The 25,673-nt window shown below is 70.3% G+C and carries 25 protein-coding genes; 7 read left to right on the top strand and 18 right to left on the bottom strand.

Annotated features, from left to right (window positions below; genetic code table 11):
* Window positions 1–104 precede the first annotated feature (104 nt).
* The 17 genes from IE242_RS12820 to IE242_RS12740 form a co-directional block, all read right to left on the bottom strand.
* Window positions 105–278, bottom strand: a complete 174-nt coding sequence (locus tag IE242_RS12820; RefSeq protein ID WP_189858444.1) for an NUDIX domain-containing protein — start codon at window positions 276–278, stop codon at window positions 105–107.
* Window positions 279–280: 2 nt separating this feature from the next.
* The gene (locus IE242_RS12815) at window positions 281–1,030 is read right to left on the bottom strand and encodes a class I SAM-dependent methyltransferase (protein ID WP_229858846.1); all 750 of its coding nucleotides are present in this window, start codon (window positions 1,028–1,030) and stop codon (window positions 281–283) included.
* A 31-nt stretch (window positions 1,031–1,061) separates the two neighbouring features.
* A complete protein-coding gene (locus IE242_RS12810; RefSeq protein WP_189858440.1) occupies window positions 1,062–1,646 on the bottom strand; it encodes a class I SAM-dependent methyltransferase in 585 nt (194 codons plus the stop codon).
* 9 nt (window positions 1,647–1,655) lie between these two features.
* The gene (locus IE242_RS12805; protein ID WP_189858439.1) at window positions 1,656–1,844 is read right to left on the bottom strand and encodes a hypothetical protein; all 189 of its coding nucleotides are present in this window, start codon (window positions 1,842–1,844) and stop codon (window positions 1,656–1,658) included.
* A complete protein-coding gene (locus tag IE242_RS12800; protein ID WP_229858844.1) occupies window positions 1,841–2,317 on the bottom strand; it encodes an NUDIX domain-containing protein in 477 nt (158 codons plus the stop codon). Before IE242_RS12800 ends, IE242_RS12805 begins: the two co-directional genes overlap by 4 nt.
* A complete protein-coding gene (locus IE242_RS12795) occupies window positions 2,314–3,198 on the bottom strand; it encodes a phosphotransferase enzyme family protein (RefSeq protein WP_229858840.1) in 885 nt (294 codons plus the stop codon). The genes IE242_RS12800 and IE242_RS12795 overlap by 4 nt, the downstream gene beginning before the upstream one ends.
* Window positions 3,199–3,358: 160 nt before the next feature.
* Entirely contained in the window at window positions 3,359–5,248 is a 1,890-nt protein-coding gene (locus IE242_RS12790) for an ATP-binding cassette domain-containing protein (protein ID WP_189858437.1), read from the bottom strand.
* 202 nt (window positions 5,249–5,450) lie between these two features.
* Complete coding sequence (locus IE242_RS12785) at window positions 5,451–6,548, bottom strand: hypothetical protein (protein ID WP_189858436.1); 1,098 nt, start codon at window positions 6,546–6,548, stop codon at window positions 5,451–5,453.
* A 4-nt stretch (window positions 6,549–6,552) separates the two neighbouring features.
* Window positions 6,553–8,604, bottom strand: coding sequence for a methyltransferase, FxLD system (gene fxlM / locus IE242_RS12780; RefSeq protein WP_189858435.1), 2,052 nt, complete (start codon window positions 8,602–8,604; stop codon window positions 6,553–6,555).
* 38 nt (window positions 8,605–8,642) lie between these two features.
* Window positions 8,643–9,716, bottom strand: coding sequence for a lanthionine synthetase LanC family protein (locus IE242_RS12775; RefSeq protein WP_189858433.1), 1,074 nt, complete (start codon window positions 9,714–9,716; stop codon window positions 8,643–8,645).
* Window positions 9,713–11,752, bottom strand: coding sequence for a lantibiotic dehydratase family protein (locus IE242_RS12770; protein ID WP_229858838.1), 2,040 nt, complete (start codon window positions 11,750–11,752; stop codon window positions 9,713–9,715). Before IE242_RS12770 ends, IE242_RS12775 begins: the two co-directional genes overlap by 4 nt.
* An 84-nt stretch (window positions 11,753–11,836) precedes the next feature.
* On the bottom strand, window positions 11,837–12,025 hold the full coding sequence (locus IE242_RS12765; protein WP_189858432.1) for an FxLD family lanthipeptide: 189 nt from the start codon (window positions 12,023–12,025) through the stop codon (window positions 11,837–11,839).
* Window positions 12,026–12,185: 160 nt separating this feature from the next.
* Window positions 12,186–13,565: a glutamine synthetase family protein gene (locus tag IE242_RS12760; RefSeq protein ID WP_189858431.1), complete on the bottom strand. Its 1,380-nt coding sequence runs from the start codon at window positions 13,563–13,565 to the stop codon at window positions 12,186–12,188.
* A 37-nt stretch (window positions 13,566–13,602) separates the two neighbouring features.
* Window positions 13,603–14,424, bottom strand: coding sequence for a zinc-dependent metalloprotease (locus tag IE242_RS12755; RefSeq protein ID WP_189858430.1), 822 nt, complete (start codon window positions 14,422–14,424; stop codon window positions 13,603–13,605).
* 215 nt (window positions 14,425–14,639) lie between these two features.
* Window positions 14,640–16,145 (bottom strand): amino acid permease, encoded by a 1,506-nt coding sequence (locus IE242_RS12750; RefSeq protein WP_189858429.1) that lies wholly within the window; start codon window positions 16,143–16,145, stop codon window positions 14,640–14,642.
* Window positions 16,146–16,234: 89 nt separating this feature from the next.
* Window positions 16,235–17,209, bottom strand: a complete 975-nt coding sequence (locus tag IE242_RS12745; protein WP_189858428.1) for a hypothetical protein — start codon at window positions 17,207–17,209, stop codon at window positions 16,235–16,237.
* A 112-nt stretch (window positions 17,210–17,321) separates the two neighbouring features.
* Window positions 17,322–17,774, bottom strand: coding sequence for an ATP-binding protein (locus tag IE242_RS12740; RefSeq protein WP_189858427.1), 453 nt, complete (start codon window positions 17,772–17,774; stop codon window positions 17,322–17,324).
* 62 nt (window positions 17,775–17,836) lie between these two features.
* Between IE242_RS12740 and IE242_RS12735 the strand changes: the two genes are divergently transcribed.
* Entirely contained in the window at window positions 17,837–19,345 is a 1,509-nt protein-coding gene (locus IE242_RS12735; RefSeq protein WP_229858837.1) for a helix-turn-helix domain-containing protein, read from the top strand.
* The gene (locus IE242_RS12730) at window positions 19,342–20,226 is read left to right on the top strand and encodes an aminoglycoside phosphotransferase family protein (protein ID WP_189858426.1); all 885 of its coding nucleotides are present in this window, start codon (window positions 19,342–19,344) and stop codon (window positions 20,224–20,226) included. The genes IE242_RS12735 and IE242_RS12730 overlap by 4 nt, the downstream gene beginning before the upstream one ends.
* Window positions 20,227–20,602: 376 nt before the next feature.
* On the opposite strand, the gene IE242_RS12725 is transcribed toward IE242_RS12730, so the two are convergent.
* On the bottom strand, window positions 20,603–21,919 hold the full coding sequence (locus IE242_RS12725; protein ID WP_506417244.1) for an NsdA family TPR-like regulatory protein: 1,317 nt from the start codon (window positions 21,917–21,919) through the stop codon (window positions 20,603–20,605).
* A gap of 565 nt (window positions 21,920–22,484) precedes the next feature.
* Here IE242_RS12725 and IE242_RS12720 point away from each other — a divergent pair.
* The 5 genes from IE242_RS12720 to IE242_RS12700 are packed head-to-tail and all read left to right on the top strand — an operon-like array spanning window position 22,485 to window position 25,613.
* Window positions 22,485–23,462, top strand: a complete 978-nt coding sequence (locus IE242_RS12720; protein WP_189858424.1) for a D-alanine--D-alanine ligase family protein — start codon at window positions 22,485–22,487, stop codon at window positions 23,460–23,462.
* Window positions 23,463–23,485: 23 nt separating this feature from the next.
* A complete protein-coding gene (locus IE242_RS12715; protein WP_189858423.1) occupies window positions 23,486–24,487 on the top strand; it encodes a threonine ammonia-lyase in 1,002 nt (333 codons plus the stop codon).
* A complete protein-coding gene (locus IE242_RS12710; protein ID WP_189858422.1) occupies window positions 24,465–25,166 on the top strand; it encodes a cysteine peptidase family C39 domain-containing protein in 702 nt (233 codons plus the stop codon). Before IE242_RS12715 ends, IE242_RS12710 begins: the two co-directional genes overlap by 23 nt.
* Window positions 25,163–25,462: a GntR family transcriptional regulator gene (locus IE242_RS12705; protein WP_189858421.1), complete on the top strand. Its 300-nt coding sequence runs from the start codon at window positions 25,163–25,165 to the stop codon at window positions 25,460–25,462. Before IE242_RS12710 ends, IE242_RS12705 begins: the two co-directional genes overlap by 4 nt.
* The gene (locus tag IE242_RS12700; RefSeq protein WP_189858420.1) at window positions 25,434–25,613 is read left to right on the top strand and encodes a GntR family transcriptional regulator; all 180 of its coding nucleotides are present in this window, start codon (window positions 25,434–25,436) and stop codon (window positions 25,611–25,613) included. Before IE242_RS12705 ends, IE242_RS12700 begins: the two co-directional genes overlap by 29 nt.
* Window positions 25,614–25,673 lie beyond the last annotated feature (60 nt).

Below are 25,673 nucleotides of genomic sequence, written 5' to 3'. Positions count from 1 at the left end.
CCGCCCCCTGGACCAGCCCTTGGTTCCCGACCAGTTACCGACGGAACTTCTGGATAGGCGCTTAGGACGGGCACTGTGACCCGGACGACGTTCGCCCACCCGGTTCAGGAGCGTGCCCAGCACCTGTACGTCGCCGGGCTCGCCATGAGACCTGTTCCTTCCCGGAGTACGCGGATGGCGGCCTGGGCGAAGGTCCTGCCCAGCTCGACGGTCCCGCCGGCGAGCTTCCACATACGGTGCCGGTGCCACCCGAGCAGGACTCCGTCCGAGCCGTGCACGATCACGTCGATCCCAGCGCCGTGTTCGGCGGAGGCGGCGCGCTGATGCGGGGGCCGCTCGGTACGTGCTGCGGGCGGCGGCCCGCGTACAGCCGGTAGGAGAGGTGGTTGTCCGGCTTCGGGGAGTCGATCGCCGTGACCGAGTCCATGGTGAGGCCGTGCTGGAGCAGGAGGCCCTCCCACAGTTGCGGCGTGAGGACCCACATGTCTACCGGGTGGTCTTCGGTGGTGCCGGGCAGCCGCAGGATCTCGGGCCGCCGGGTGACCTCGGCTGAGGGTCCGGTGCCGTGGGAGTTGGTGTGCAGCGCGGTGAAGACCAGCCGGCCGCCCGGTTTGAGGCCGTTGGCCAGGGCGGGCAGAAGGCGGTCTGGGTTCAGGTACGGCATCGAGCCGATGGAGTAGATCAAGTCGTACGGGTCGGCATCGCGCAGGTGGGCCACGGCGTCGGCGCACACCAGGTGCAGGCCCGGGGTGTCCGGGTAGCGGGCGAGGGCGCGCTGGTGCTGGGCGGGGGAGGCGTCCACGGCGGTGACCTCGGCGCCCAGGGCGGCCAGGTGGGCGGCGTGCCGGCCGAGGCCGCTGCCGACGTCGAGCACGCGCAGCCCCTTCACGTCACCGAGGGCTTCGATGCCGGGACCGGTGTCCGGGATGCCCCAGTCCCATCGGTCCAGCTCCGGCAGCTGTAGCTTCCGGGCTAGTTGGTGGGCGCCGTAGATGTTCCAGGTCTCCACGGTGTGCGTCTCGGTGTTCACCAGGTTCTCCATCGGTTTGCCGGGGCGGGGGTCAGGGGCGCAGGGCGTAGCAGCGGAGGACGTCGAGGTCGGCGGTGTGGACGACGGACCAGCCCGCGGTGAGGATCTCGGCTTCGGCGGGGGTGATTCCGAGGTGTTGCAGGGGGTCGGTGTCGGCGCGCCGGCCGGAGATCTCGGTGACCACCCAGAAGAGCCCGCCTGGCGCGAGGAGGCGGCGGGCGCGGTCGAGGAAGGCCGCTTTGTCGTCGATCCACCGGTAGACCAGGCGGGAGGTGATGACCGCGTATGCCCGGTCCGGCAGGGCGTTGAGGTCGTCGGTGGTGATGTCCATGCACCGCCAGACCGGGCCGTGGCCGGGCCCGCTGTCCTGGTCGGCGGCGGCGAGCGCGACGGCGCTGGGGGAGCAGTCGATGCCGGTCGTGCGGTAGCCGAGCTGTTCAAGGTGTCGGGCCAGGGCCCCGTCGCCGCAGCCGAGGTCGAGGGCGGGGCGGGCGCGGCCAGGGCGGAGATGATCTTCCAATAGCCGGATCTCGGTGTCGCCGAGCTGCCGGTAGCGGCGGCCGTCGGCCCAGAGCCGCTCCCAGTAGGCCGCGGCTGCGGGGGACTCGGTGGTCATGAAGCTCCTTCACGAGCGGGCGGCACGGTCGCGCGGGCGGGCGGGGTGGGCATGTTCCGCAGAGCGCGGATGGGGGAGCCAGTAGCAGGACGACGGGTACGACCCCCGGTGGTCACTCGTGGCCTCGCCGCCGAGCAGGTACCGGTAGGCGGGGGTCGTCCGGGCGGTGGCCCGCGGGGCCAGGACGGCGACCGTCACCCGGCCTTACCCCCGGCCGCCAGTTCCGGGGCGACGACGTTGGCGTACCGGTGCCCGGCGGTGAAGTGGCGCAGGATCTCGTGGGTGAAGGGGTGGCAGTCCTCCGGTGGGCTGGTGGGATCGATCCAGACCAGCTCGCTGTGGGTGCGCGGCTCCCGGTTGTACGGCTCGCCCTCCCAGCTTCGGGCGAGGAACACGGCGCCCACCACCCGTTCTCCGTCCGAGGCATGGAGGTGGGCGAGCTGGCAGAACTCGAGCCGGTTCGGGGTGATGCGGATGCCGACCTCCTCGGCGAGCTCGCGCGCCGCTCCTTCGTCGAAGAACTCACCGGCTTCGAGCCGGCCGCCGACGACGGTCAGCAGGCCGGGGGAGTGCCACGAGTGCGGCTGGTGCCGTACCGTGAGCACTCGCCCGTCACTGGGACGCTGGAGCAGCACCATGACGTGGGCGATGCTCCGGTGGACGTCGCTCAAGTCCTGTTCTCCCTCATGAGCCGGTCCAGGGTCCGTCGGCCCCGGGCGGTGACCTCTGGCTGGTTGTTGTCCGGGCCCCAGGCCAGGCAGTTGACCGCGTCCAGCGCGGTCAGGCAGCGCAGCGCGTGCCGTTCGGCGGGGGTGAGCGCGCGCCCGTATGCCTGGAGGAACGCCTGCTCGCGGTCGGGGTGGTCGAGCCACTCGGTGACGGTGAGGATGACGAGGTCCTGGACGCGGGCGGCCGGCCGGGTGCGTTCGAAGTCGACGAGGGCGAGCCCGGCCGGGGACCACAGCCAGTTCCTGGGCTGGTTGTCGCCGTGGATGTATCCGACGGGCACCGGGCCGACGCGGCGGAGCTGGGCGGCATGGTCGCGGATCATCTGCTGCTCGTCCGCGGTGAGCCGGTCCCCGGCGCGGGCCAGGTGCTTCTCCGCTCCGTCGGCAGCGGCCTCCAGGGACGCTTCGGCCTCCGCCCGGTCGGCGCGGTCGAGGTCACCGGCTTCGTGGAGGCGGGCGCACAGCGCGCCGGCCTGCCGGTGCACGGCCCGCCACGCGCCGGGGGTGAGGCCGAGCCCCGGCGCCGGGGTGCCTGGCACTGCGGTGAGCAGCAGGGCCAGGTCCTGCGCACGGCTGTCGACGAGGTGGGGTGCCCGGCTGGGGCCGAGCGCGGGGACGACGTGGCGGTAGGCCCGGGTCTCGCGGGTGAAGAACTTCTCGCTGGGCGAGACCTTCACATAGCGGCGGGCGCCGCCTGCGCCCTGCAGCTCCCACACCCGGGAGCGGTCCCAGTCGTGCGAGGCGTCGCGTACGGTCACGACGGGACCGATCCGCTGCTCCGCCCAGCGCCGCACCGTCGCGGGCAGGGGTTTCGTCTGGCTCACGCCGCGCACCTCGCGCTCGGGCGTGAAGCACGTAAGGAACGGGGGACGCGGCCATCGGCAGCGGTGAGGGATGGGGGCACGGCTCCTCCTCGGTGGTGCCCGTGCCGCCGCGCGGCAGGACGGGCGGGAGACAGATGGGGGACGGGTGGGGCGGAAGCGGTCAGCGGTCCTGGGAAAGCTCCAGCAGCTCGGCGAAGGTTCCGCCGCCGTGGACGAGGTCGTCGTAGCGGCCCTGTTCGGTGATCCGGCCGTGCTCCATTACGACGATGTGGTCGGCGATCTTGGTGTTCTCCAGGCGGTGGGTGACCACGATGGTGATGCGGTCGGCGGCGATGGCCTTGATCTGCTCGAAGATCTGGTGCTCGCCGCGCGGGTCCATCTGGGAGGTGGGCTCGTCGAGGATCAGCAGCCCCGGGCGCCGGTACAGAGCCCGGGAGCAGGCGACGCGCTGCCATTGCCCGCCGGAGAGCTCACAGCCGCCGAAGACGTCGCGGGACAGGAGGGTGTCCAGGCCCGCGGGCAGGTCGTCGACGGCTGCGCGCAGGCCGACCGCGTCGATGGCCTCCCACACCGGGGCGTCGTCGTGGGTGCGCGGCTGGCCGAGGGTGACGTTTTCGCGGACCCGCAGCGGCCACTGCGCGAAGATCTGCGGCACCAGTCCGGTGTGCGCCCATACCGTGGCGGGGTCGACCTCGGCGAGGTCGGTGCCGTTCCAGGTGACCTTGCCCTTGTCCGGCAGGTAGATCCCGGTCAGCAGACGGGTGAGGGTGGACTTGCCCGAGCCGTTCGCCCCGACGATCGCGAGGATCTGGCCGCGCCGCAGGGTGAGGGAGACCCCGTCGACGGCGGGCTTGTCCTTGCCCGGGTACTGGTAGACGACCTCCTCGAGCCGGATCTCCTCGGTCGGCGCGGCGTGGGTGCGGGGGCCGCGCCGGGGGGCGCGGGCGGCGGCCTCGTCGAGGAAGGACTGCATGTCGCCCAGGTACAGGCTGGTGTGGAAGACCGCGGCACCGCCCACGACGACCTGGGAGAGCGCGGCGAGCGTGGTCTGCACGGCGATGACGGCCGTTGCGGCCACCGCGAGCTCGATCCGGCCCGACACCGCCAGCCACGCCAACGCGCCCCAGGTCGCCACCAGGAAGACGCCGCCGGCCAGCGCGGACAGCAGGGCGATCCGCAGGGTCCGCGGCGCGGCGGCCACGGTGCGCCGGTCACACCGGTCGGACAGGGCCCGGTACCAGTAGACGAGGTAGTCGGTCATCGAGTTGGCCCGGACCTCGTCGCCGTACTTCGGTGTGGTCGCCCACCAGCGCATCATGCCGCGCACGTTGCGGTCGGCGATGTTGGCGTAGTGGATCTCGTAGTCGACCCGGGCGGTCAGGACGGCGCCGACGCCGGCCGGCAGCACGGCGAGCAGGAGCAGCGGCAGCATCAACGGGTTCAGCACCGACAGCACTCCGCCGGCGGTGACCATGCGGATCAGCGCGGACAGGAAGCGCTGGGCGTCGGTGACCATCACGTGCGTGCGGATCACCCCCATCTCGGCAGCTTCGTGCCGGTCCGAAAACCCGTCCTCCGCGTACGCGGCTGCCTCTACCCGGCACACCGCCTCAACAACAGCAGTGTCCGTCTGAGTGGTCAGCCGCGGGGTGATCCGCCGCTCGGCGTACGTGGCCACCGCCCCTGCGCCGCGGCCCAGCGCGGCGGCGAGCGCCACGACCAGCAGCGCCGGGAGGGCGCCGCGCAGCCGGTCGGCGGCGGTGCCGTCCCCGAGGACGGGTTCCATGGCGTGGGCGGTGGCGGCCAGCAGCACGGCGGCGGCCACGCCCGTGACCACCTGGCAGCCGAGGAGGAGCTGCACCGCCCGCCGGTCGGTGCGCCATGACAGCCGGGCGATCCGGCCCAGGACGGCCGGGATCTGCGCGCACATCCGCCGGAAGGAGACCTCGGCGAGCGGATTGACGGAGTACTGCCCGCTGTAGGTGATCTCTGCGGGAGGCGGCGGAGGCGGCGCGGTGTGCTGCTGCTCGTTCGTGGCGGTCGAGGTCAATGCGGGGTCTCCCTGGACAGTGGTCCGGCGTGGTCGTGAGGCTCAACGACCGGGCCGGGATTTCGAACTGATGTGTTTCGGTCGCTCTCGGAGTCCCGAGATAGAGCACGCGGCGGAGCGTGCGGGATGCATCGACCCGCTCCACACAACAGGACTGGCAGGAATGGCGGTTGGCCGAAACGCCGAGATCCGTCCGGCGGGCTTACAGAAGGTCTCGAAGTGCTCGCTCGGCCTCGTCCACGGCTTCGGCGAGGGCCTGCATATGGGCCGGCGGGAGCTCTCCGGTGCCCAGCCCGGCAGCGGTGAGTACGGCGTTGAGTTCCTGTCTTTGCTCAGCGGACAGGCAGGAGCCTTCCGCGTCGCGGTGCAGGACGTCGCGAGCGGCATAGGCGTCGAGAACCGCCACGTCGGCGATGGCACTGCACAGGTGAGCCGCGTGAGGGCTGGTGCGGTCGCAGACCAGGTCGAGCGCGGCCAGCCCGACGCGGGCCTGGAATGCCGCGGCCGCAGCGTCGGGCTGGGCCACCACCGCGACCGCCTCCTGGAGAGCGAGGTCCACTTCTGGTTGCGGCGCGGTGGCCACGTCGGGCCGGCAGTGGACACGCAGAAGAGCCGCGACGGCGTTCTCCCACGGCTCTGTGAAAGCGGTGGTCTCGACCATGGAGCGCGCCTGCTCGTCGAGGCCGCGTTCCATCAGCGACATGATCATGATTTGGCGGCCGTCGAGGAGACGGTGGCCGATGCCGCGGTGTGCGGTCATGGCTTCGGCGGCCTTGGTCCAGCAGCCGATGCGTGCCAGGGCGCGTGCGCCGTCGACGAGCAGGGCGACCCACAACTCCTGGCAGATCTTGCGGTGGTCCGCGTCCGTGCTGATCAGGGCCGGGAGGTCGATCACGTGGCCGTGGATCTCGGCGGTGCCGCGTTGCTGGGCGGCGCGGTAGAGGCGGGTGAGTACGTCGTAGGCGGCGTGGCCGTCGCCGTCGCGGGTCAGCAGCCGGGAGATGTTGATCAGGGGCATCAGCGACATGACGGCGATGTCGCCCGTCAGGTGCCTGGCGCTGGCGAAGATCCGGTGCTGTCGCCAGCACAGGTCGGCTGCCAGGGCGGGCATCCCGGCGTCGGAGGCGATCAGCGCGGCGTAGTTGAGGACCCCGCAGGCGCGGGCCACCCGGTCGTGGTGGCTCGCGCCTGCGGGCGCGACGGTCAGCCCGGTGAGGTGGGTGATGCGCTCGTCCAGCGGGAGCGCGGGCGCCTTGGGGCGCTTGACCAGGGGGATGCGGCTGGCTATCGCGGGGATCATCGGCTCAGCCCTTGCGCGGCCAGTCGACGACGAGTCGGCTGTGCGCCTTGTCGATGACGAAGCGCGGGTCGGCGACCGTCAGCCGGCCGCGGGCGTCGCCGACGGCCATGCGGAAGCCGGGTTCCGGGGCCGTGTTGCCCCAGCCCTCGTCCCAGGTGCGGATCTCGGTGACGAACCGATCGGCGAGGTCGGCGCCGTGGGAGCCGTGACCGATGACGCCGATCTCCCAGAAGCGGCCGGCGTCGTCCGCGCCTTCGCGGATGGTCAGGTAGGCGAGGGAGTCGCCGTCGAGGGCGGCCATGGAGCCCCAGCCGAAGTGCGGGGTGAAGCCGGGCCGGGACCCGGGCATGCGGGACAGGCCATTGGGCAGCGCGCAGGCCAGGTACAGGTACAGCCACTCGAAGGGGTCGCCCTGGCGGAGCTTGACGCCGGTGAAGATCTTGGTCTGCGGCGTGTCCAGGACGGTGCGGAGCGCGTCGCGGTCCACCTCCTGCTCGCTGAAGGTCTCCAAGCGGACGTTGCCGTCACCGGCCATGGGCACGAGGGTGTAGATGTCGTCGCAGACGCCCTTGCGCAGGGGGATGAAGGTGCACATCTCGCAGGAGACGGTCCTCCAGGTGTCGCCGTCGCGCTCGAAGGCGAAACTGCGGCTGATGCTGCCGCGGATCCGCATGGGCAGGACCAGACGCCCGCCGGGAGCCAGCTGGTCGAGGAGCTTGGCGGGGACGTCGCCCGCGCCGACGGTGAACTGGATGCGGTCGTAGGGGGCGTGTTCGGGAAGGCCGGCGGCTCCGTCGGCCAGCACGGCGGTGACGTTGGTGGCCCCGGCCTGGGCGAGGTTCTTGTTCGCGCCGTCGACGAGGTCCTGGTCGACGTCCAGGGTCCACACCTGCCCGGAGGGGCCGACCAGCTTGCCCAGCAGGTGCGCGTTGTAGCCGGTGGCGGCGCCGGCCTCCAGGACGGTGTGGCCGGGCCGGGCGTCGAGTTGTTCGAGCTGAGTGGCGACGATGGAGGGCGCGGAGATGCAGGAGATCATCTCGCCGTGCTCGTCGTGCTTGATGGGCACCGCGTCCTCCTTGTACGCCGACTCCAGGTCGACGCCGGGGAGGAACTCGTGACGGTCGGTGGTGCGGAAGGCGTCGATGATGGCGGGGGTGCGCAGGTGGCCGCTCTCCTGAAGGCGGTTCGCCAGGGATGCGCGCAGTTCGACGGGGTCGGTGACGGGTGTCACGGTGATCTCCATTCGAGGAAGGTCAGGGTCCGGCGAAGCGGACCAGCGGGTAGGCACAGGGGTATCAGCCGTTGTGGAGAAGGCGACTTGACGGCCCAGCCATGCGGTGGCGGCCTGCTCGGCGACAGGGATGCCGGCGCGATTGCACGCGAAGATCGCATGATGGGCGAGGACAGCGCGCAGGCCGCGTATCAGCCGTCCATCGGCGGCGAGCCGGCGCAGACGCCGGCCGGCGTCTGCGAAGGCGGCGACGCGGTCGGTCCAGCCCGGTTCGGCGTCGGGTCGCCGGGCGGCGTCGGCGTTCACCAGCCGCCGCATGGCCGCCACGGAGCGGTCGAGTGCGGGCCCGGCGGGCGGATCGACGGAAGGGCGCAGGGCGGCGAACTGGGACCAGACGTCCCCGGCCTCGAAGGGGTCCAGGCCGGCTTCGCGGATCATGACGGACAGCAGCATCACGCAGCGCTCGCGGGTGCCGGAGCTGCCGGTCTCGGGCAGGGCGCTGCGGCTGTCGGCGCAGAACACGGCGTGCGCCACGTCCATGCCCTCGGGGCCGCCGAAGGCCTCGGTTTCCGGCTCATAGATGCCGCGGATCCAGCCGGTGATCTGCTGCTCGGCGACGAGGCGGTCCAGCAGGGCCGCACAGGGGCGTTCGGTGCGCAGGCGCAGCCCTGCATCCTTGCGCAGGAAGTGGAAGCGCTGATCGTGCAGGGCTGCCGACAGGGCCTGGGCGGCCGCGGGGCTCACCGCGCCGCCGGGGAAGGCGACGCTGGCGTGCCACCAGGTCGTGTCGTGTGTGATCGGTAGGTTTTCGTCGTCGAAGGCCATACGCGTGGGCGTTCCTTGTCAGCGGGGGCGGTGCGGGGTCAGGTGATCAGCAGCACGCTGGTCCAGTTCGTGGCGTTCGTGCCGTCGAGGGCGAGCCGCGCACCGCTGCGGCCCTCCATGAAGCCGGGCTTGGACAGTTGGTCCAGGTCGGTGGCCAGGCGCTGCTGCAGGTCGTTGATCAGCGGTGCGAAGCGTTCGGGGGCGGGGCTGTCGGCGGCGACGGCGCGGGCGAGGGTCACCAGGCCTGCCCAGCCGTGGCACAGCGTGGCGTCGGTGATCCGGGCGAGGTGAGCGGGGTCGGTGAGCGTGCGTACGACGGTGTCTTCTGCTCTCTGGCGTCGGGCGCGGTCGCCCAGGGCGAGCGCGGCAAGCTGTTGGGCGCGGGCGATGCCGGGTCGGCCGTAGCACCAGGACGGACGGGCAGGCCCCGGCTCGGGCGGCTCGGCGGCGTCCAGGTGGGCGCGGGTGGTCCAGTAGTGGCCGCCGTACCGGTCCAGCCAGCGGGCGAAGACCTCGATCGCCTCGTGCTGGCCCGGCACGAGGACGTCGTGACGGGCGGCGAGGGAGAGCACCGACAGGGGGCCGGCGATGCCGTGCGCCATGCCGTTGTTGCTGTGCCCGCCGGCCATCTCCTCGCCGCCCGGCCCCACTGCGGACCACCACCCGGGCAGCCTCTTCCCCTGGGAGTAGACCGGCTGGGAGAGGGAGACGAGGTAGAGCAGCACGTCCGTCAGCCGCGTCGAGGGCACCGGGCGGGTCAAGAGCAGCGCGCCCAGTCCTGCCAGGCCCCGGATGTGATCCCATTCCGTGAGGTCCGGCAGTGCCCCGGAGGACTGCCGTCGCCGTGCTGCGACCAGGCGTGCGTCCACGACGCGGTCGACGACCTCGCGTATGTCGGGACCGGCGTGTCCGGCACGGGCGAGCACGAACTCCAGCGCCGGGGCTCCGTGGAACAGGCTCGCGTTGCCGCCGGTACTCACGCCGTGGGCGATGCCCTGCGCGAGGTGGCGCCGCGCGGCGGTCAGGTCCCCTCGCTCGATGTCCAGCAGCGCGATCCCGAGAGGGCCCTCGGAAAGGTCCTGCGTACGGGGCGGGAGCGTCGTGGCCGTCATGCGCGAGCCACCAGGGGGAGGACGAGGCTGTGAGCCCGGCCGCCGATCCAGTTGTCGGCGTCGGCCGGCGGCGCTTCGTGCAGGGTGGCAACGCCGATGGGGCTGGCGTCCAGGTGGGCGCGCAGCAGATCCAGGTGCATGTCCTGATGGAGGTCAAGGGGGAGCTGCTGGTCGTCCTCGGCCAGCAGCACCCGGTCGGGCACCCGCAACCGGTCCCGCCAGGCGTGCAGGTGCTCGGCCCACTCCTTCAAGGCCGTGGTCCGGCCGGGTAAATCCCGGGCGCGCACCTTCCAGCGCGCGGCCGTGAGGACGGACCGTCGGTAGGTGAGCGCCGGGGTGAAGGGCAGGGCCCAGGCCACGCCCCAGTCGAACCAGGTCACCTGGGGTGCGGTGGCCCGGCTGATCTCGCCGAGGAAGCGGGCCATCGGCGGCGTGTAGTTGTTCCAGAGGAAGTTGATCGCTGTCGGCGCCAGGAGTTCCAGGTGGGTGCCGGTGGCGATCTCCACCAGGCGCGGGCGGCCGTCGCGGACGCTGACCGCCAGGTCGGCGGGGAACAGCACACCGTCACCGGGGTGGCGGAACTCGCCGACGCTGACGATCCGAGGCAGCACGCGCGGGGCGCGGGTGAGCAGGTCGGCCGGTACGCGTCCTGCGTGGAAGGAGAGCTGGGCCACCTCGGCACCGGGCTCCATCGTGGGCAGGGCCGTGTGCGGGACGCCGGCTTCCGGGAGCAGGTGCCAGAACCGCCCCGTCATCGAGCCGGCCGAGCGGGAAACGGTGGCCACCTGAAGTCGGAAGTTCCCGCGTTCCAGCGCCTCGGCCGAGGGGGCATGGATCTGGGCGGCCAGTTCGAGGTGCGGTGCGGTGAGTCGGGGCTTGTCACCCACCGCCTCCAGCTCCTCGATCATCGCGCCGGTCAGGGGCACCGAGCGGGCGCCGGCGACGGCCGCGGTTCCGGCCAGCTCCAGCAGTAGCCGGTCGCGGCGGGACATCGGGCGGGGCGGCTCGACCATCTTGACGAAGCCGTCCGGGAAGCCGACGCCTCGCTCGGCGTCGGTCGCCACCTCGACGGGAACCGCAGTGTTCTCGCCGTATCGGTCGGTGAACTGCTCGATCCAGCGGCACCAGGCCGGAGTGCCGTTTGGGTGCGTGGCGAGCCGGGCCAGGACGGTCGCGGCCGTCTCAGCCTCGGTCAGGACTGCCTGCGGCAGTTGCACCGTGGCATCGAGCCGCAGATCGGCAACCGTCGCGAGATCGCGCACCTGTGCGCGCAGAGCGGGCGGTAAGGCTTCGGCGGGGTCGACGACGGTGGCGGGGGCACGCAGCGACGACCGCAGCAGCCGTACCCGAAGAAGCTCTCCGAGGAGCTGGATACGGGCGCCTTCGGCGGTGGTGGGGAACTCGGCGGCGAGCTTGTCCGCCAAGACGGAGTAGCGGATGGGGGCGTGAGCTGCGTCGAGCACGAACCTGAGCGCGGGGCTGCTCAGCGCGAGGCGGAACTCGGCGTCGCCCTCGGACGGCACGCAGACATGTCCGTCGCGCTGCTGGGCAAGGGGATGGACGCACACGTCGACATCGGTCATCCGGGTGGCGTCCGCCTCCCAGGCGCTGATCGCCTCGTCGAGTGCCACCGGATCGGGGCGGGTGACGGCCTGGTGCCGGTCCCCGAAGCGGATGTTCGCCGTGTCCCCGAACTCGATCATGGCGACGCCCGCGAAGAGGCCGTACGGAGTGGAGCGGCGCGCGTACCGGATCGCGTACCGGGCCGTGGCCAGTGCCGCCCGGCGCACGCGGCGCAGCTTCGGGGCCCGGCCGCCGAGGATCGCCTGCACCTGGCCGGCCAGGTCCGGGCTGGCACTGCCTACGGCCTGCCGGAAGGTCTCGTCGGCCCACACGGTGCCCAGCCACACACGCCAGTCGTCGAGCGAGGCCGAGCGCCCCGGCCACGGCGCCATGACCGGCTCATCGACGCTCACTGCTGCGCGCAGCATCCCTTGCCCGGTGCCCCGGTACAGGCGGTGTCGTGCGCGTGTCATCACCACTCCTTTCTTGGTAGGCGGGGGTGTGCGGGCCGGCCGGGTCAGCCCCGTCCGGCCCGCAGTGCCGAGTTGCCTCGGGTTTTACGAGGTGACGCAGGCGCTCGGGCAGGAGCTGCCGCAGGTGTCGCCGGTGCTGCACATCAGGACTGTCTCGGTCGCCGGCGTCCCCTCGATGAAGGTGATGTCGAGGTTGAACGGGTCGGTGGCGTCGTGGACGGCCTCAGCGTCGGGCTGCGTGGGCGCGATCGGACGCTCCAACTGGATGGTCATGCGGTGCCTCCTTGGGGCAGTCGTTGATGGTGCACGGCCCGGGCCCTGAGACGGGGTCCGGGAGTTTTTGGCCCATGTCGCCGTGGGGCTGTCCGGTGGTGCGAGAGGGCATGGCGGCCGGGCCGGTAACCGGCATCTGGGCGCGGCCCGGCCCGGTCGGTCAGATCCGTTCCCGGTAGCGGTTGATCTCCGTGTCCGGCACAAGCCGGCCCAGCGTCATGACCTCCTGGTATGCCGCCGTGGCGTAGTGCGTGACGACGTCTCTGCCGAAGTACTTGTTGGCGATGCTGCTCGATTCCAGGGCCCGCGCTGCGGTGGTGAGGCTGCTGGGGACGGGCACTACTCCCTTGCCCGCTTCGGCCTCATAGCCGTCGCCGGTCCACGGCTCGGGCGGATCCATCTTGTGGGCCAGGCCGTAGTTGATGCCCGCGCAGACGGCAGCGACAGCCAGGTAGGGATTGGCGTCGGCGCCGGGCAGCCGTACCTCCAGGTGGGCGCCCGCGCCGTGGCCAGTGACCCGGATCGCGCAGGTCCGGTTGTCGACTCCCCAGGTGTAGTGCGTGGGTGCGAAGGAGTACGGCTGGTACCGGCGGTAGCTGTTGGGGTTCGGCGCGTACAGCGGCGCGAGGTCGGGGAGTGCGGCGAGCAGTCCCGCGATGGCGTGCCGCATAGCCTCGGGCAACTCCGCAGGGCCGGTGGCGGCGAACGCCGGCTCGTCACCCTGCCAGAGGGAGACGTGCACGTGGAGGCCGCTGGCGGTGCCCGTCTGCGGGGCGGCCATGAAGGTGGGCAGCATGCCGTGCTCGCCGGCTATCTCCTTCAGCAGGTGCTTGTAGACGGTGTAGTCGTCGCACGCCCTCATGGCCGGCCCGTAGGGGAACGCCACCTCGATCTGGCCGGGCGCTCCCTCGGTCTTCACGGACTCCGCGGGCGTGGCGGAGAAGGCCAGCGCCCGCTCCAGCTGGGTGAAGAAATCGGTGAGGGCGCGGGGGTGCTGCAGCGCGTAGTCGAGATTGTGCTGGGTGACCGGGCGCAGGGTGGTCGCGTCGTAGAGGACCACTTCGTTCTCCAGGCCCGCGCGCAGCTCGACGCCGTGCTCGCTGGTGAGCGCGTCGAGCTGCTGACGCAGCAGGTGCCGGGGTGCCACCGGTACGGGCTGCCCGCCGGGGTGGGCGGCGTCGCAGTGGACGAGCGCGGTACCGGACTGGTGGCGCAGGACGCGCAGTGTGCCCAGGTCCGGCATCGCGGCGATGTCCTGAAACCCGGCCATCCAACTGGTCAGGTCGTAGTCCTGGGCGGGGCTCATATCGATGTCTGTGGCCAGGACGTACGCGCATGCCTCCGCCACCGGGCGTCCTGGCTGGGAGGCTGCCTGCATGAACTTGCCTGCGGCCAAGCGCTTGCCGCGCAGGTTCCCGCCCATGTCCGGCAGGACGGGCAGCACAGTCGTAATGAGTCCCTCGTCGACCCAGTTCTCAAGGCCGTCCAGGGTGATCATGCCGGTTGGAGTCGACGGCTGCGCTTCGTTGTGGGTGGTCATCTCGCGAGTCCTTGGTAAGAGTGGGCGTGCGGCTGGGTCAGGCGGCGGTGCGGCGGATCCATGCACCGGGGTCGCTGATTTCGTCGGCGGTGGGCAGCAGCGTGTGATCGTTCCAGGCGCGGTTGATCGGGTCTGTGCCGCGCTCATGGACGACGTGGTGGACGAAGGCCACCCCGCGCAGGTAGGCGTCGTGCCTCACGCCGGCGAAGAGCGGGAGGTGGCATACGCCTTTGGCGAGCTGGTATCGCAGAGAGCGGTGGGCGTGCTCATGGTGGTCGACCGGCCTGCCGAACACGCGGCAAGTGACCTGCTGTGCAACCCAGTGGGCGTGCCCCTTCACCAGGGTTACGGCACCGCGGGGGCAGATACGGCGCTCACGGGGGAAGAGCGTGCGCCACGGTGCTCCGGCGACGGCTTGGAAGTGGTGAGTGAGTTCGTGGGCGACCAATTGGCAGAGCAGCGGCGCCTCATCGACCAGGCCGGTGTGGTGCAGTGCCCGGGGGGCGATGATCGTCTCGCTGCCGCCGTCACCGGCCTCCACGGTCAGGGCGGAGAACAGCGGCCAGATCACAGCCGGTAGGAAGCCGGTGATCTTGACGGCGATGTCGGCACCCTCCAGCTGTTCGGGCGTGAGAACAAGGTCGAGGTTGGCGCGATCGCGGTCCAGGACGCGGCGAGTGTGCTGCCCGCACTCGTGCCGCCACGCCTTCGGCTCCAGCAGGCGGAAGCGGACCTCGTTCGACGGGGCGGGCAGACCTGTCAGCTGCCGTACGTGCGGCGCCACGATGATCAGCAGCTGCTCGATGCTCTCCTTGAGCTCGGAGTTGCGCTGGGTGTCGTCGAGGACGGTGCAGAACACGAGGATCCCGTCTGAAATCGTGAGCTGGGGTTGCTGTGCGGCGAGCCGACGTGCCCGCTCGGACCGCCCCGCCGCCCGGGGTGTGACGCCCCGATGGGCGGCGGGACGGAGCGCAGAGGTGGGGGGAGGCCCGAGGGAAGGGTGGCCTCCCCCCACCCTTCATCCGCAGCCGCCCGTCGTTGCAGGGCGGATGCGGAGATCTGGCCAGATCGGCGTCACAGGACGCTCCTGGTGAATTCGGTCTGCTCGTCGATGTTGCCGAGGGTCGGCACCTTGTAGTTCTGGCTCTTGCCGCGGACCTTCCACATCGCCGCCGCCAGGATGATCATGGCGAGCGCGGTGACGCCGGCGTAGTTGAAGCTGCTGACGGTGATGGGCGAGGCTTGTGGCAGGCAGAACACGATCGTGATGACGATGACGTAGGCGACGGCCGTCCAGCCGATCGGTCCGCTCCATCGGCCCAGAGTCCACGGGCCGGGCGTGAAGCGGGCGGAGTGCCGGCGCCGCAGATAGACGGGGATGATGTAGGCCGGGGTGATGCCGATGACGTTGATCGCGGTGACGGCCGCGTAGGCGGTCGGCGAGTACAGGCTGGGCAGTGCGATCAGCAGGGCGACACCGACGGAGGCCCATACCGCGGCCACGGGTGTGCTGTTGCGGTTGACGCGCCGCCACAGGTGCGAGCCGGGCAGGGCCCCGTCCCGGGAGAACGCGTACACCATGCGGGACGCGGCCGCCGTCTCCGCGTTGCCGCAGAACAGCTGCGCCACGATGACGACGAGCAGCAGGAGCTTGGTGGTGGTCGCGCCGAGGACGTCGAGCATGATCTGGGCGGGCGGCACACCGGTCGCGGTGGCGACGGTGCCGGCGTAGTCCTGGATGGCGAAGAGCAGGCCGGCCAGCAGCAGGAACCCGACGATCCAGGCGGTCCACACGGAGCGGACCATGCCGCGAGGCGCGGCGATCTGCGCATTCTTGGTCTCCTCCGACAGGTGCGAGCTGGCGTCGTATCCGCAGAACGTGTACGCGGCCAGGAGGCTGCCGATCATGCACACGTAGACGGCGGAGCTGAAACCCGTGCCGTTCTCGAACTGCCCGAAGACGAAGCTCACGTCCTGGTGCTCGGCCGGCGCCAGGCTCAGTGCGCCGATGATGAGGGCGACGCCGCACACCTGCCACCACACGCTGATGCTGTTCAATATGGAGGCCAGCCGCACGCCGGCTGTGTTCAGCGTCCCGTGCAGCAGCAGGATGCCCGCGAAGATCCACATGGTCAGCTCGGGTGTCGGTGTGATGCCCCACTGCAAGTTGGCGAACGCACCGACGAACAGTGCGCATCCGTAGTCGATGCCGGCGATGGCGCCGAGCAGGCCGAGCAGGTTGAACCAGCCGGTGAACCAGCCCCATCGGGGCCCGCCGAGCTGGTGGGCCATGTAGTACAGGCCGCCGGACGTGGGGTAGGCGGACGTGACCTCCGCCAGGGACAGGGCCACCAGGAGGGTCAGGAATCCGATGATGACCCAGCCCCACATCATGACGGCCGGGCCGCCGGTGTTCAGGCCGAACCCGAACAACGTCAGGCAGCCGGCCAGCGGGCAGATCACGCTGAACGAGATGGCGTAGTTGCCGAAGCCACTCATCCGGCGGGCCAGGACCGGCTTGTAGCCGAGCGCCTGCAGAACGCCGTCGTCGGTCGGGTCGTCGCTGTACGGGGCAGACATTCGTCTCGCGGACACCGTGGTTTTCCTCGCATGTGGATGGGGAGTGACAGGGGCGGACACGTGGGGGCTCGGGGGTGCTCGGCTGCGGGTCATCTCCACCGCCGTAGCGCGCCCCGGCGCGCGGTGTGGAAGTCGTGGATCCAGTCGCCGCCGATGCTTAGGCCCTCCCAGGGGGCGGGGGTGGCGTAGGGGCCGATCGCCTCGAACACCTCCGCCGCGCCGGACAGGCCGGTGGCCGACAGGGCGTACGCCAGGTGGTTGAGGTCGGTCAGGGGCGCGGCTTCCGGGTCGCTCAGCTTGCGGAACCAGTGGTCGCGTGCGCGCTCGGTGTAGTAGACGACCTGGCTGTCCTGCCAGAAGCCCAGGGTGTTGCCGATCTGCCCGTTTCCCAGCCGTTCCCGGGCGAGCGCGGCGTAGGCGTGCAGCACGAGCGGCAGCACTGGGGAGCCCTCGGGGGCGACCTGGTTGGCCCAGCAGGCGAAGTCGAGCGCTCCGTATCTGCGGGCGTGCAGGCACTGGTACATGCGCAGGAACGCCTCACGCGAGCCCTCGGGGTGGCGCGCGTGGACCTGGTCCAGGAGCTGCCATGGGCCGCGGGGCAGCATCGGGTCCTGCGTCCGTCCCCAGTGGTGGGGGCGGTGGGGGTTCATCGGGTCCGTGTCGAGCGCGGTAAGGGCCAGCTGGCACACCCAGGGCACAGGATCGGCGGGGTAGGCCTGGGACGCGTTCCCACACGCACGCCGTGCCCGCTCCACCACGTCGTACGGCACCGTCCCGCGGCGGCCCGCGGTGAGCACGCCCTCGGTGAGGGTGCGCGCCCACAGCATCAGGGCGTCGGGATGGTGGGGTTCTTCCTGGCGCCATGCGCGGACGTTCTCGGCGTCGAGGTCCACGCAGGCGATCACCTGACTGCGCGCCGTGCGCAGAGCCCAGTCGTCGCCTGTGCGGGCCAGCAGGTCCCTGGTCGAATGCCAGTGGCCCATCCGCAGATCTTCGAGCACAACGCGGAGGGCTTCGTCGCGTCCGGCAGGATGAATTATCAGGGACATGTCATCGAGCTTCACCGAGGTGCCTCCCCCGCGTACTTGCGGACATAGGGCAGGGCTGGAGTCAAGGGCATGGGAGTCGAGGGCCTTGGGGGAGTGGTCGGATTGGAGAACTGGTCGTCAGTGCGGTCTAGGCTGCGACGAAAACCCAGATGTCTTTGCCGGAGAGGCGCCGAGTCACGTTCATCTCGTCGACCAGGGCGCGCACGAGAGTGAGGCCGCGGCCGGCCTCGGCGAGACTGCTCACCGGCCTGGGTGCAGGCACCCTGTCATCTCTGTCGCCGACAACCGCGCTGATACCGCCCGGCACGAGCTGGATACGGAGCTCAGCTATGTGGCAGCCATTGAGGTCAGGCTCGGTGTGCTCCAAGACGTTGCTGAGCAGCTCGTTGACTGCCGTGACGAGACGTTCTTGCACATCCGGATCGATGCCCCACCATTCCAGGACGTCGCCGAGGATGCGCCGTATAACCGACAGGTGCTCGGCTTCGACATCGAATCTCAGGGTGAGCACACCACGTCCCACTTTCGGCACCGTCCAGATGGAATTCCCCTCGCGGGAACCGCTGACCGTTCCGTTCATGGTGGCTGCTCCGTCCGCTCTTGCTCATCCTTTGCCGTTCAGGTCCGGTGCGGTGTGTACTGGTGCGAGAACCGGCAGCAACCATTCAGGCAGAGCGGCCCGAGAGTGTGCAGGGGGCCGATGCCGACAGCTGGAAGGTTCGGCATCACGAGACGGGAATGGGATACATGCCGCAGCCAGAGAAGCAGCTCGATCCGGGAGCCTCGCCCGCGCAGTGGTTCGGGTGGCAGCTACGCAAGCGGCGGAAGGAAGCGAAGCTGTCAGGAAGGGCGCTTGGTCGGTTAGTCCAGGTCAGCGACGACATGATCCACGCGATCGAGAAGGGCAAGTATCCCTCGTGTCAACAGGACCTGGCCCGTCGGCTGGACGAAGTCCTGGAGGCTGACGGCCTCTTCGAGAGCGCTTGGCCGATGGTGTTCGGCAACCGCGATGCCGAGAAGAAGCGCGCTGATGCCGATAAACGGTCCCGAGGGGTGGCGGAGGCAACGGTTCAGCCACTGACAGGCCGCATCCTGGGCAGAGACGAAGAATCTCCTCGCTCTGGGAGCACTGCACCTGTGGACCGACGCGCCTTCCTCCAGACCAGCGGCGTAGCCGCCTTCACACCAATAGAACTCGCTCAGGCGTTCACGCCGACCGACCTGACATGGCCCGAGTCCATTGGCGCGGCTCACATCGGTGAAGTCCGGGAAGCGGCCACCGCCATCAGCCTCCTCGACAACCGCTTCGGCGGTGGCGGCATAGTTCGGGGTTTCGCCGGACGGGCGATGCAGTGGGCCGCGGGCCTCCTGCAGGTGCCCTGCTCAGAGCACATGCGATCGGACCTCTTCGCAGCCGTTTCCCACTTGGGCATCGTGGTTGCCGCTTCCGAATTCGACGCCTACGAACACGGCGCAGCCACCCGGAACTTCCTGTTCGCGGCCGACTGTGCCGAGGAAGCAGGGAACTGGCACCTGCGAGCCAAGGCGTACAGCTTTCTCGCCCGCCAGGCCGTGTGGATCGGCGAACCCGACGACGGGCTGACGTACGCGGAAAAGGGCCTGGTGCGCTCCGACCGGATCACTCCCACGGAACAGGCCATGCTCTACACGGCGAAGGCCCGCGCGTTCGGAAAGATGGGCATGGTCCGGGAGTGCATGAAGGCCGTCGGCGAGGCTGACGAAGCCTTCACGGACGCCCGCCCCTCCGAAGACCCGCCGTGGATGAAGTACTACGACGAGGCACAGCACAATGGCGACACCGCTCACGCCCTGTTCGATCTCGTGATCCTCACCGGGCAGGATCCCGGCCGCACGGCCCGTCGCTTCGACACCGCGGTGAAGAAGCACTCGGACGACTACAAGCGGTCCCGAGCGATCTCCCGCACCAAGCTGGCCTCCCTCCTCATGGCCGAGGGGGACCCGCGCCAGGCAGCGACGATCGGCCACCAGGCGCTGGACGAGGTCGGTCGACTGACCTCCCGGCGTGCGGCTGACGACCTCAGGCAGCTCTCGGCCTTCGCCGCCAAGCATCCGCACACTCCTGAAGCAGTCCACCTCCGTGAGCGCATCGCAAGTACGGTCTCGACATGACGACATCGACCGCCGCCCCTGCCCGCCACGTCCTCGAAGAAGCCTGCGCCATGGCCGGTCTGAACGCGGCCGGCGCGGAACCCGTTCGCCTGGCGGAGAACCAGATATGGCGCCTTCCCGGCCGGGTGATCGTGCGGATCGCCCAGTCCGGGCAGGCCACCGCGGCGGCCCGCGAGGTGCGTGTCGCACGGTGGCTCGCCCAGCAGGGCGTCCCCGCGGTGCGCTTGATCGATGTCGAACAGCCAGTCCAGGCACAGGGACGGCCGGTCACGTTCTGGAAGGAACTCCCACCGCAGGAACACGGCTCCCCCCGCGACGTCGCCTACCTGCTACGGCAGTTGCACGCACTTCCGGTACCGGACATCGAGCTGGGCTACCTGAACCCGTTCGTCCGGGTCACCGAGCGGCTGGAAGCTGCTACGACGATTTCGGACGATGACCGGGCGTGGCTCCGCGGCCTCCACAGGGACCTCGCCGCGGCGTGGGCCGACCGGCCAGCTGGACTCCCGGACCGGGCCGTACACGGTGACGCCTGGCCGGGCAACCTCGTACGGGCAGGTGGTGAGCCCCTGATGATGGACCTGGAACGCTTCTCTGTCGGCCCTCCGGAATGGGACCTGGTGTCAACTGCGGTGCGCGCGAAGACGACGGGCGCGGCCACGAGCAAGGAGTACGCCGAGTTCTGCGAGGCCTACGGATTCGACGTCACTGAGTGGGAGGGGTATCCCATCCTGGCCGGTGCCCGGGAACTGCGAATGACGACGTACGCCGCCCAGCACGCAGCATCCAACCCTGAGTGGGCGGACCAAGCGCAGTACCGGATCGACTGTCTGCGCGGTCGATCCGGTCCGCGGCCTTGGTCTTGGAAGGGCATCCTCTGATTGGCGCGCCCGTCGCGCACCGGAGCCAGCGCCTCCTTCTCCAGTAGACGCCGCAGGCTGCGCCGGGCGCCTGCGGGCGGCCTGCCCCGGGCCGGAGCGCGCTCCAACTCTCCGCGTCCATGGCGAGCTGGCGCCGCCGCTCTTCGCCGACCCGCAGGTCGGCAAGGAGCGCGTCGAGCGTGGTGATCGAGGCGTACTCCGGCACGCCCTCGATTGTCCCCAGTGCGATGCCGTTGCGACGAGGCCGAGCCCAGAGTTCATCAACACGGCGTGGCGCACGAGGGTCGATGCCCTCGGCATGAGGGAGTCGGCCCGGCTGCGGATGCTGATCGGCTACGTGCACGGCGCCACCCATCCACACCGCTGAGTCGGGCGCTCACGCAGCGGCTCGTGCCAGGAGTTCGGGAACGCCCTGGGCGGTTCGGTATTCCTCGAACCGCGGGATGAGGTCGTGTACGAGCTGCACGCAGCGGGGGGCCCCGACTCGCTGGGCGAGGTCCAGGGACTCGAGAGCGGCCGCAGCGGCGAGTTCTGGCTCCCTTACGTCGAGATGGCTCGCGGCCTGATAGGTAAGGAACACTCCCCGTGTCTTGCCACGGCTGGGCGGCAGGAGGTCTTGGCCTTGGCGGATGAGCTGGTGTGCGCGACGGGTTTCGCCCAGGTCAAGGAGGCTTTGCCCGGAGTCGACGAGCAGGTCGGCCTCGGAGAGCCAGGAGCACCAGCCTGGGATGGGTTCGCCCGACGATGTCCCCAGCAAGTGCTCGGCTGCTTCGAGCGCGCGGAGGGTGCCGCGGCGTTCCCCCTGTGCCGCCAGCGCACGCCCGAGACGAAGGTGAAGCAAGGACTGGGCTGCTGGGTGATGCGTGCGGGTGAGGGCGCGCTCGAGGATTCCCGCAGCCGCGCGGGGGTCGTTCCGCCAGGAGGCTTGATAGGCCAGATCCCCGAGCAGGGCGGCGCCCATGTCGCGGTCACCGCCGGCGTGGGCACTGTGTAGGCCGGCCACCCAGTATTTGGTGGCCTGTGCGTGCAAGCCGTGGTCGAAGCGATGCCAGGCCAGGGTCTGTGCCATGGATGCGGCCAGCGCGTGCAGGCGCACTCCGAGGGGGCGGGCGTAGTGCCCGTCGGCGATGAGCTCGGTCACCGTCGCCAGATGGGCTTCCAGCAGAGGCGCGGTGTCCTCGCGGTGCTCGATCGGCATGGCGGTCAGCCGCGCACTGGTCTCCTCGAGGAAGGCGACGAACTCGTCACTAACCGGTTTGCCGCTGGTGGCCTCCACTGCTGGTGTCCACGCCTCCGTGCCTGCCCAGGTACCGGCCAGAGTGATCAAAGCCGTGCTGGAGATCGCGGTCAGGACGGTGCGGCGGGAGCGGTCCATGGATTCCTTCAACGCCTCTCGCAGGGCTAGCACGACGCGGCTGGCCGGGCCGAGCGGGATGACGCCCGCTTCGGGCAACCAGTACGGCCAGGACGCCGGGTCCACGATTTCGGTCGGCAGCCCGAGTGCCTCGGCGATGTAAATCTGAGACGTCTCATCGGGCCTGATTCCGCGGATCTCCCACTTGTTGACGCGCTGTTTGTCCGTGCCGGACCGCAGTCCGCGGCGTGCCGCGGCGGCGCGGATGCCCTCTGCGAGGTCCTCACCGGTCATTCCTCGCACTTCCCGGGCCAGCGCCAGGGGGTGTTTCGCAGCCACGCCGCCATCCAATCAGCAGATCACCCGCGGTGCGTAGCCGGGAATCGGCCGGGACTACTAGACGGGACTACCGCTTAACTCTTCCTCCGCTAGACGGCGTTGGTCGATACTCAAGCACCCCCACGACTTGGTGCACCGCCGGCATCCGTCGGTTATCGAGTGCGCTGAGCTGAGGGTTCCACCCCGTTTCTGCAGCGCCGCCCGGCGGCGCCGCACGCATGCATCGTGAAAGGAATCCGCAGATGCGGCAATCACCGTTCCTGGGCCGAAACTCAGCCTCGGCCGACGTGATCGCGGCGAGCGGCTCCCCGGCGCATGCAAACCTGGGCCGGCCCGTCCCGAGGGGCATGCGCACCACCAGGTAGATCAACGTGCAGTACGCCGGGGGCTGCCGACAGAACCGAACCGCATCACCGCCGACAAGTACCTGCTGATCACCGTGCCGGCTATCGGCGCTTCCGGTCGACTCGGCCACGGGATTGGAGCGCGGTCTGCTGCGCCCCTGACCCAGTTCCCTGCCGGGGTCGGCCCGGGGGCCGTGAGGTCCGTACTGACTAGGAGAGATATGAGCATCGCACCACCCGATCCGTCGGAGTTCACGCTGCCCATCGCCATCATCACCGGCGGCTGGTCCAAAGAGCGCGACCGGTCGCTACTGAGCTGCGCTGATGTGCGGGACGCCCTGGCCAGTCTGGGCCTGCAGCCGCGGGTCATCGACCTGGAGCGGGACCGAGACAGCCTCGTGAGACGACTGGACGGCGTGAGCGTGGCGTTGCTGGCGATAGCCGGCCGCGGGGCAGAGGACGGCCGCCTGCAGGGGTTACTGGAGACGCTCGGCATCCCCTACACCGGGTCGGGGGTACTGGCATCCGCTGTCGGCATGAACAAGCTGGCCGCGAAGACGATCGTCGCTGCTGCGGGTGTCCGAGTGCTGGAAGGCTGCCGGATTGATCGAGAAGCCAAGGCGGATACCGAAGCAGCCCGGATCGCGCAGGAACTGGGGCTGCCGGTGATCGTCAAGCCGGTCAGCGAGGGGGGATCGATCGGGCTGCGCATCGCCCACGGCCGAGACGAGCTCGTGGACGCCATCCTCGGTGGTGCTGGCGACGAGCTGATGGCCGAGGTCTACCAGCCGGGCCGCTCGGTCAGTGTCGGGGTGTTGGTGGACGAGGACACCGACGCGGTGCGGGTGCTGCCGCCGCTGGAGGCGGAGACGTTGGACGGCGTCTACTCGTACACGGCGAAGCGGAATAGCGCCCAGTGCGCCTACCACTGTCCGGCCCGCGTCGGGCCGGACGCTCTGCGAGCCCTGCAAATGCAGGCGGTGACCGCCCACCGCGCACTGGGCTGCCACAGTTACAGCCGCCACGACTTCATCGTCACCGCCAGCAGCGAGGTCCTGTGGTTGGAGGTCAACACCCTGCCCGGGCTCACCCGCGGCGGGAACCTCGCCCGCATGGCACACACCGCCGGCATCGGCTACGAGCACCTGATCGCCCATATCCTTCGCGGCGCCCGCACCGACCGTCGGGCCCACGCATGAGACAGGAGAAGACCGCTGTGCCGATGACGCCCACCGACGTGCTGCACGCGGTCGGAAGACTGCGCGGCGTCGCCGCCCGGACCCCGCTGCTCACCTCGTCGCCGGTCGATGACTTGCTGGGCCGCAAGGTCTGGGTCAAGGCCGAGACTCAGCAGCGCACCGGATCCTTCAAATTCCGCGGCGCCTTCAACGCGCTGGCCACCCTGGACGATCGCGCCCGCGCGGCGGGCGTGATCGCCGCGTCCTCCGGTAACCATGCCCAGGCCCTCGCCCTGGCCGCTCGCCTGCACAAGGCCCCGGCTACCGTCGTCATTCCCGCTGACGCGCCCGCTGTCAAACGGCAGGCAATCGAGGCGCTCGGCGAGCGGATCATCACCTACAACCGGCGAACGGACCGTCGCGACGCCCTGGTCGAGCAGATCGCCCACCGCGACCAGCTGACCATCGTGCCCTCCGCGAACCACCGTGAGGTCATCGCCGGAGCAGGCACCGTGGCATGGGAGATGCTCCAGGAGGTCCCCGACTTGGTCGCGATCCTCGTTCCTGTGGGCGGTGGCGGTCTCGCCGCCGGCACCGTGCTGGCGGCGCACTCCCACAACCCGGGCCTGCAGGTGATCGGTGTCGAGCCCGCCACCGCGGACGACACCCGCCGGTCTCTGCACGCGGGTCGGCTTGTCCCGATCCCGCCGCCGGTCACGATCGCCGATGGCCTGGGCCACACCCAGCCCAGTCGGCTTCCGTTCGAGATCAACAAGCGGCTCCTGGCCGACGTGGTCACCGTCCCGGAGCCGGCCATCGCCGATGCCATGGCCTACCTGTGGCGCTATTACCGCACCGCTGCCGAGCCCTCCGGCGCGGTCGCCCTCGCCGGGCTGCTGCGGGCCCGCGACCGCCTTCCGGACGGACCTGTCGGCGTGGTCGTCTCCGGCGGCAACGTCGACTGGAGCGCATATCGCACGCTGCTGGACACCGCCATGGAACGAGTAGACAGGGAACGATCCGATGCTGCCCCCGTGCTGTGCTGACACCACCGGCACCGCGCCCCGCCCGGTCCACGCCCCGGTGCCAGTGGTCACCCAGTACGCCACACCCGAGTTGATCGGCCGCGTCGCCTACGACGGGCACGATCCGGCCGACGATCCGGCCTGGAAGACCTCTGGCGCGCCGTCGCAGTCGGCGTACGGCCGCTGGTGCCGCCACCTGTGCGGCATCGCCTGTCTGCGCATGGCGCTGCTCCACCGCGACGGCCAGGCCCCCAACCTGTTCCAGCTCCTGGCCGGCGCCCGCCACCACGGCGCCTACATCGACCAGGGCGGCGGAACAATCAAGGGACTGATCTATGCCCCGTTCGCCGAGTACACCCGCGACAGCCACGGCCTGCCCGCCACCGTCCACCGCGAACTGGAGATGGGAGAGCTCGTCGACCTCCTGGACGCCGGGCACATGGTCATGGCCTCCGTCTCCAAAGAGATCCGCCGTCCCGAGCACGAACCCGCCCGGCGCGGGGGCCACCTCGTCCTTGTCATCGGACGCGAAGGCGACTTGATCCACTTCCGCAACCCCTCCGGCCACACCCCGCACGCCCGCCAGGCCAGCCTCGCCGTGGATCGCTTTGATGCTTTCTTCGGCGGCCGCGGCCTCTCCCTGTATTTGGGCTCCTCTCCAGTGCGCCGAAGCGCGTCCGCGCAGGTGGAGGACCGATGAGCGAAACGCCCAGCCTGTACGTGCGGGTGCGGCAGATGGCCGAGTTACTGCGCGCCGAGATCAAGGAAGGCCGCTGGCAGCCAGGCTGCGTACTTACTCAGCCCGCCCTTGCCAGGCGGTACGGCGCGCCAGTGCACATCGTCACCGCGGCGATCGGGTTGCTCCGCGAGGAAGGGCTTGTGGAGAGCCGGTCCCGGATCGGCACCCGTCCCAAAGCCGCAGGGGAGACCTGGGACGCCCCAGACGGGGTGCCGCAGATCCTGCACATTGAATGCACCGTACGCGCGCATCGCTGACGGCACCTATCCGCTCTTCGAGCAAGTTCCGTCCCTGGCCGACTTCGCGGCCGAGTTCGGTGTCTCCGCCACCATCGTCGCGAAGGCCCTTCAGCCAGTGAGACACGAGGGACTGCTCGCCCGCTACCCGGCCGCCGCGGCGTGGTCGTGACCGCGCGTCACCGCCTCAGCCCGGCAGCATCCATGAGAAACATTCGATTTGGGAGATCCC

The organism is Streptomyces poonensis (assembly GCF_014650915.1).
GTDB classification, from domain to species: Bacteria; Actinomycetota; Actinomycetes; order Streptomycetales; family Streptomycetaceae; genus Streptomyces; species Streptomyces poonensis.
This window is presented reverse-complemented; position numbering and strand designations above follow the sequence as displayed.

Excerpts from the sequence above, each read along its gene's own strand:
- IE242_RS12705 (WP_189858421.1), top strand. The coding sequence starts at position 25,163 with ATGAGCGAAACGCCCAGCCTGTACGTGCGGGTGCGGCAGATGGCCGAG.
- IE242_RS12810 (WP_189858440.1), bottom strand. The coding sequence starts at position 1,646 with ATGACCACCGAGTCCCCCGCAGCCGCGGCCTACTGGGAGCGGCTCTGG.
- IE242_RS12730 (WP_189858426.1), top strand. The coding sequence starts at position 19,342 with ATGACGACATCGACCGCCGCCCCTGCCCGCCACGTCCTCGAAGAAGCC.
- IE242_RS12765 (WP_189858432.1), bottom strand. The coding sequence starts at position 12,025 with ATGACCATCCAGTTGGAGCGTCCGATCGCGCCCACGCAGCCCGACGCT.
- IE242_RS12715 (WP_189858423.1), top strand. The coding sequence starts at position 23,486 with ATGACGCCCACCGACGTGCTGCACGCGGTCGGAAGACTGCGCGGCGTC.
- IE242_RS12720 (WP_189858424.1), top strand. The coding sequence starts at position 22,485 with ATGAGCATCGCACCACCCGATCCGTCGGAGTTCACGCTGCCCATCGCC.
- fxlM (WP_189858435.1), bottom strand. The coding sequence starts at position 8,604 with ATGGCCTTCGACGACGAAAACCTACCGATCACACACGACACGACCTGG.
- IE242_RS12740 (WP_189858427.1), bottom strand. The coding sequence starts at position 17,774 with ATGAACGGAACGGTCAGCGGTTCCCGCGAGGGGAATTCCATCTGGACG.
- IE242_RS12710 (WP_189858422.1), top strand. The coding sequence starts at position 24,465 with ATGCTGCCCCCGTGCTGTGCTGACACCACCGGCACCGCGCCCCGCCCG.
- IE242_RS12785 (WP_189858436.1), bottom strand. The coding sequence starts at position 6,548 with ATGATCCCCGCGATAGCCAGCCGCATCCCCCTGGTCAAGCGCCCCAAG.
- IE242_RS12775 (WP_189858433.1), bottom strand. The coding sequence starts at position 9,716 with ATGACGGCCACGACGCTCCCGCCCCGTACGCAGGACCTTTCCGAGGGC.
- IE242_RS12760 (WP_189858431.1), bottom strand. The coding sequence starts at position 13,565 with ATGACCACCCACAACGAAGCGCAGCCGTCGACTCCAACCGGCATGATC.
- IE242_RS12770 (WP_229858838.1), bottom strand. The coding sequence starts at position 11,752 with ATGACACGCGCACGACACCGCCTGTACCGGGGCACCGGGCAAGGGATG.
- IE242_RS12750 (WP_189858429.1), bottom strand. The coding sequence starts at position 16,145 with ATGTCTGCCCCGTACAGCGACGACCCGACCGACGACGGCGTTCTGCAG.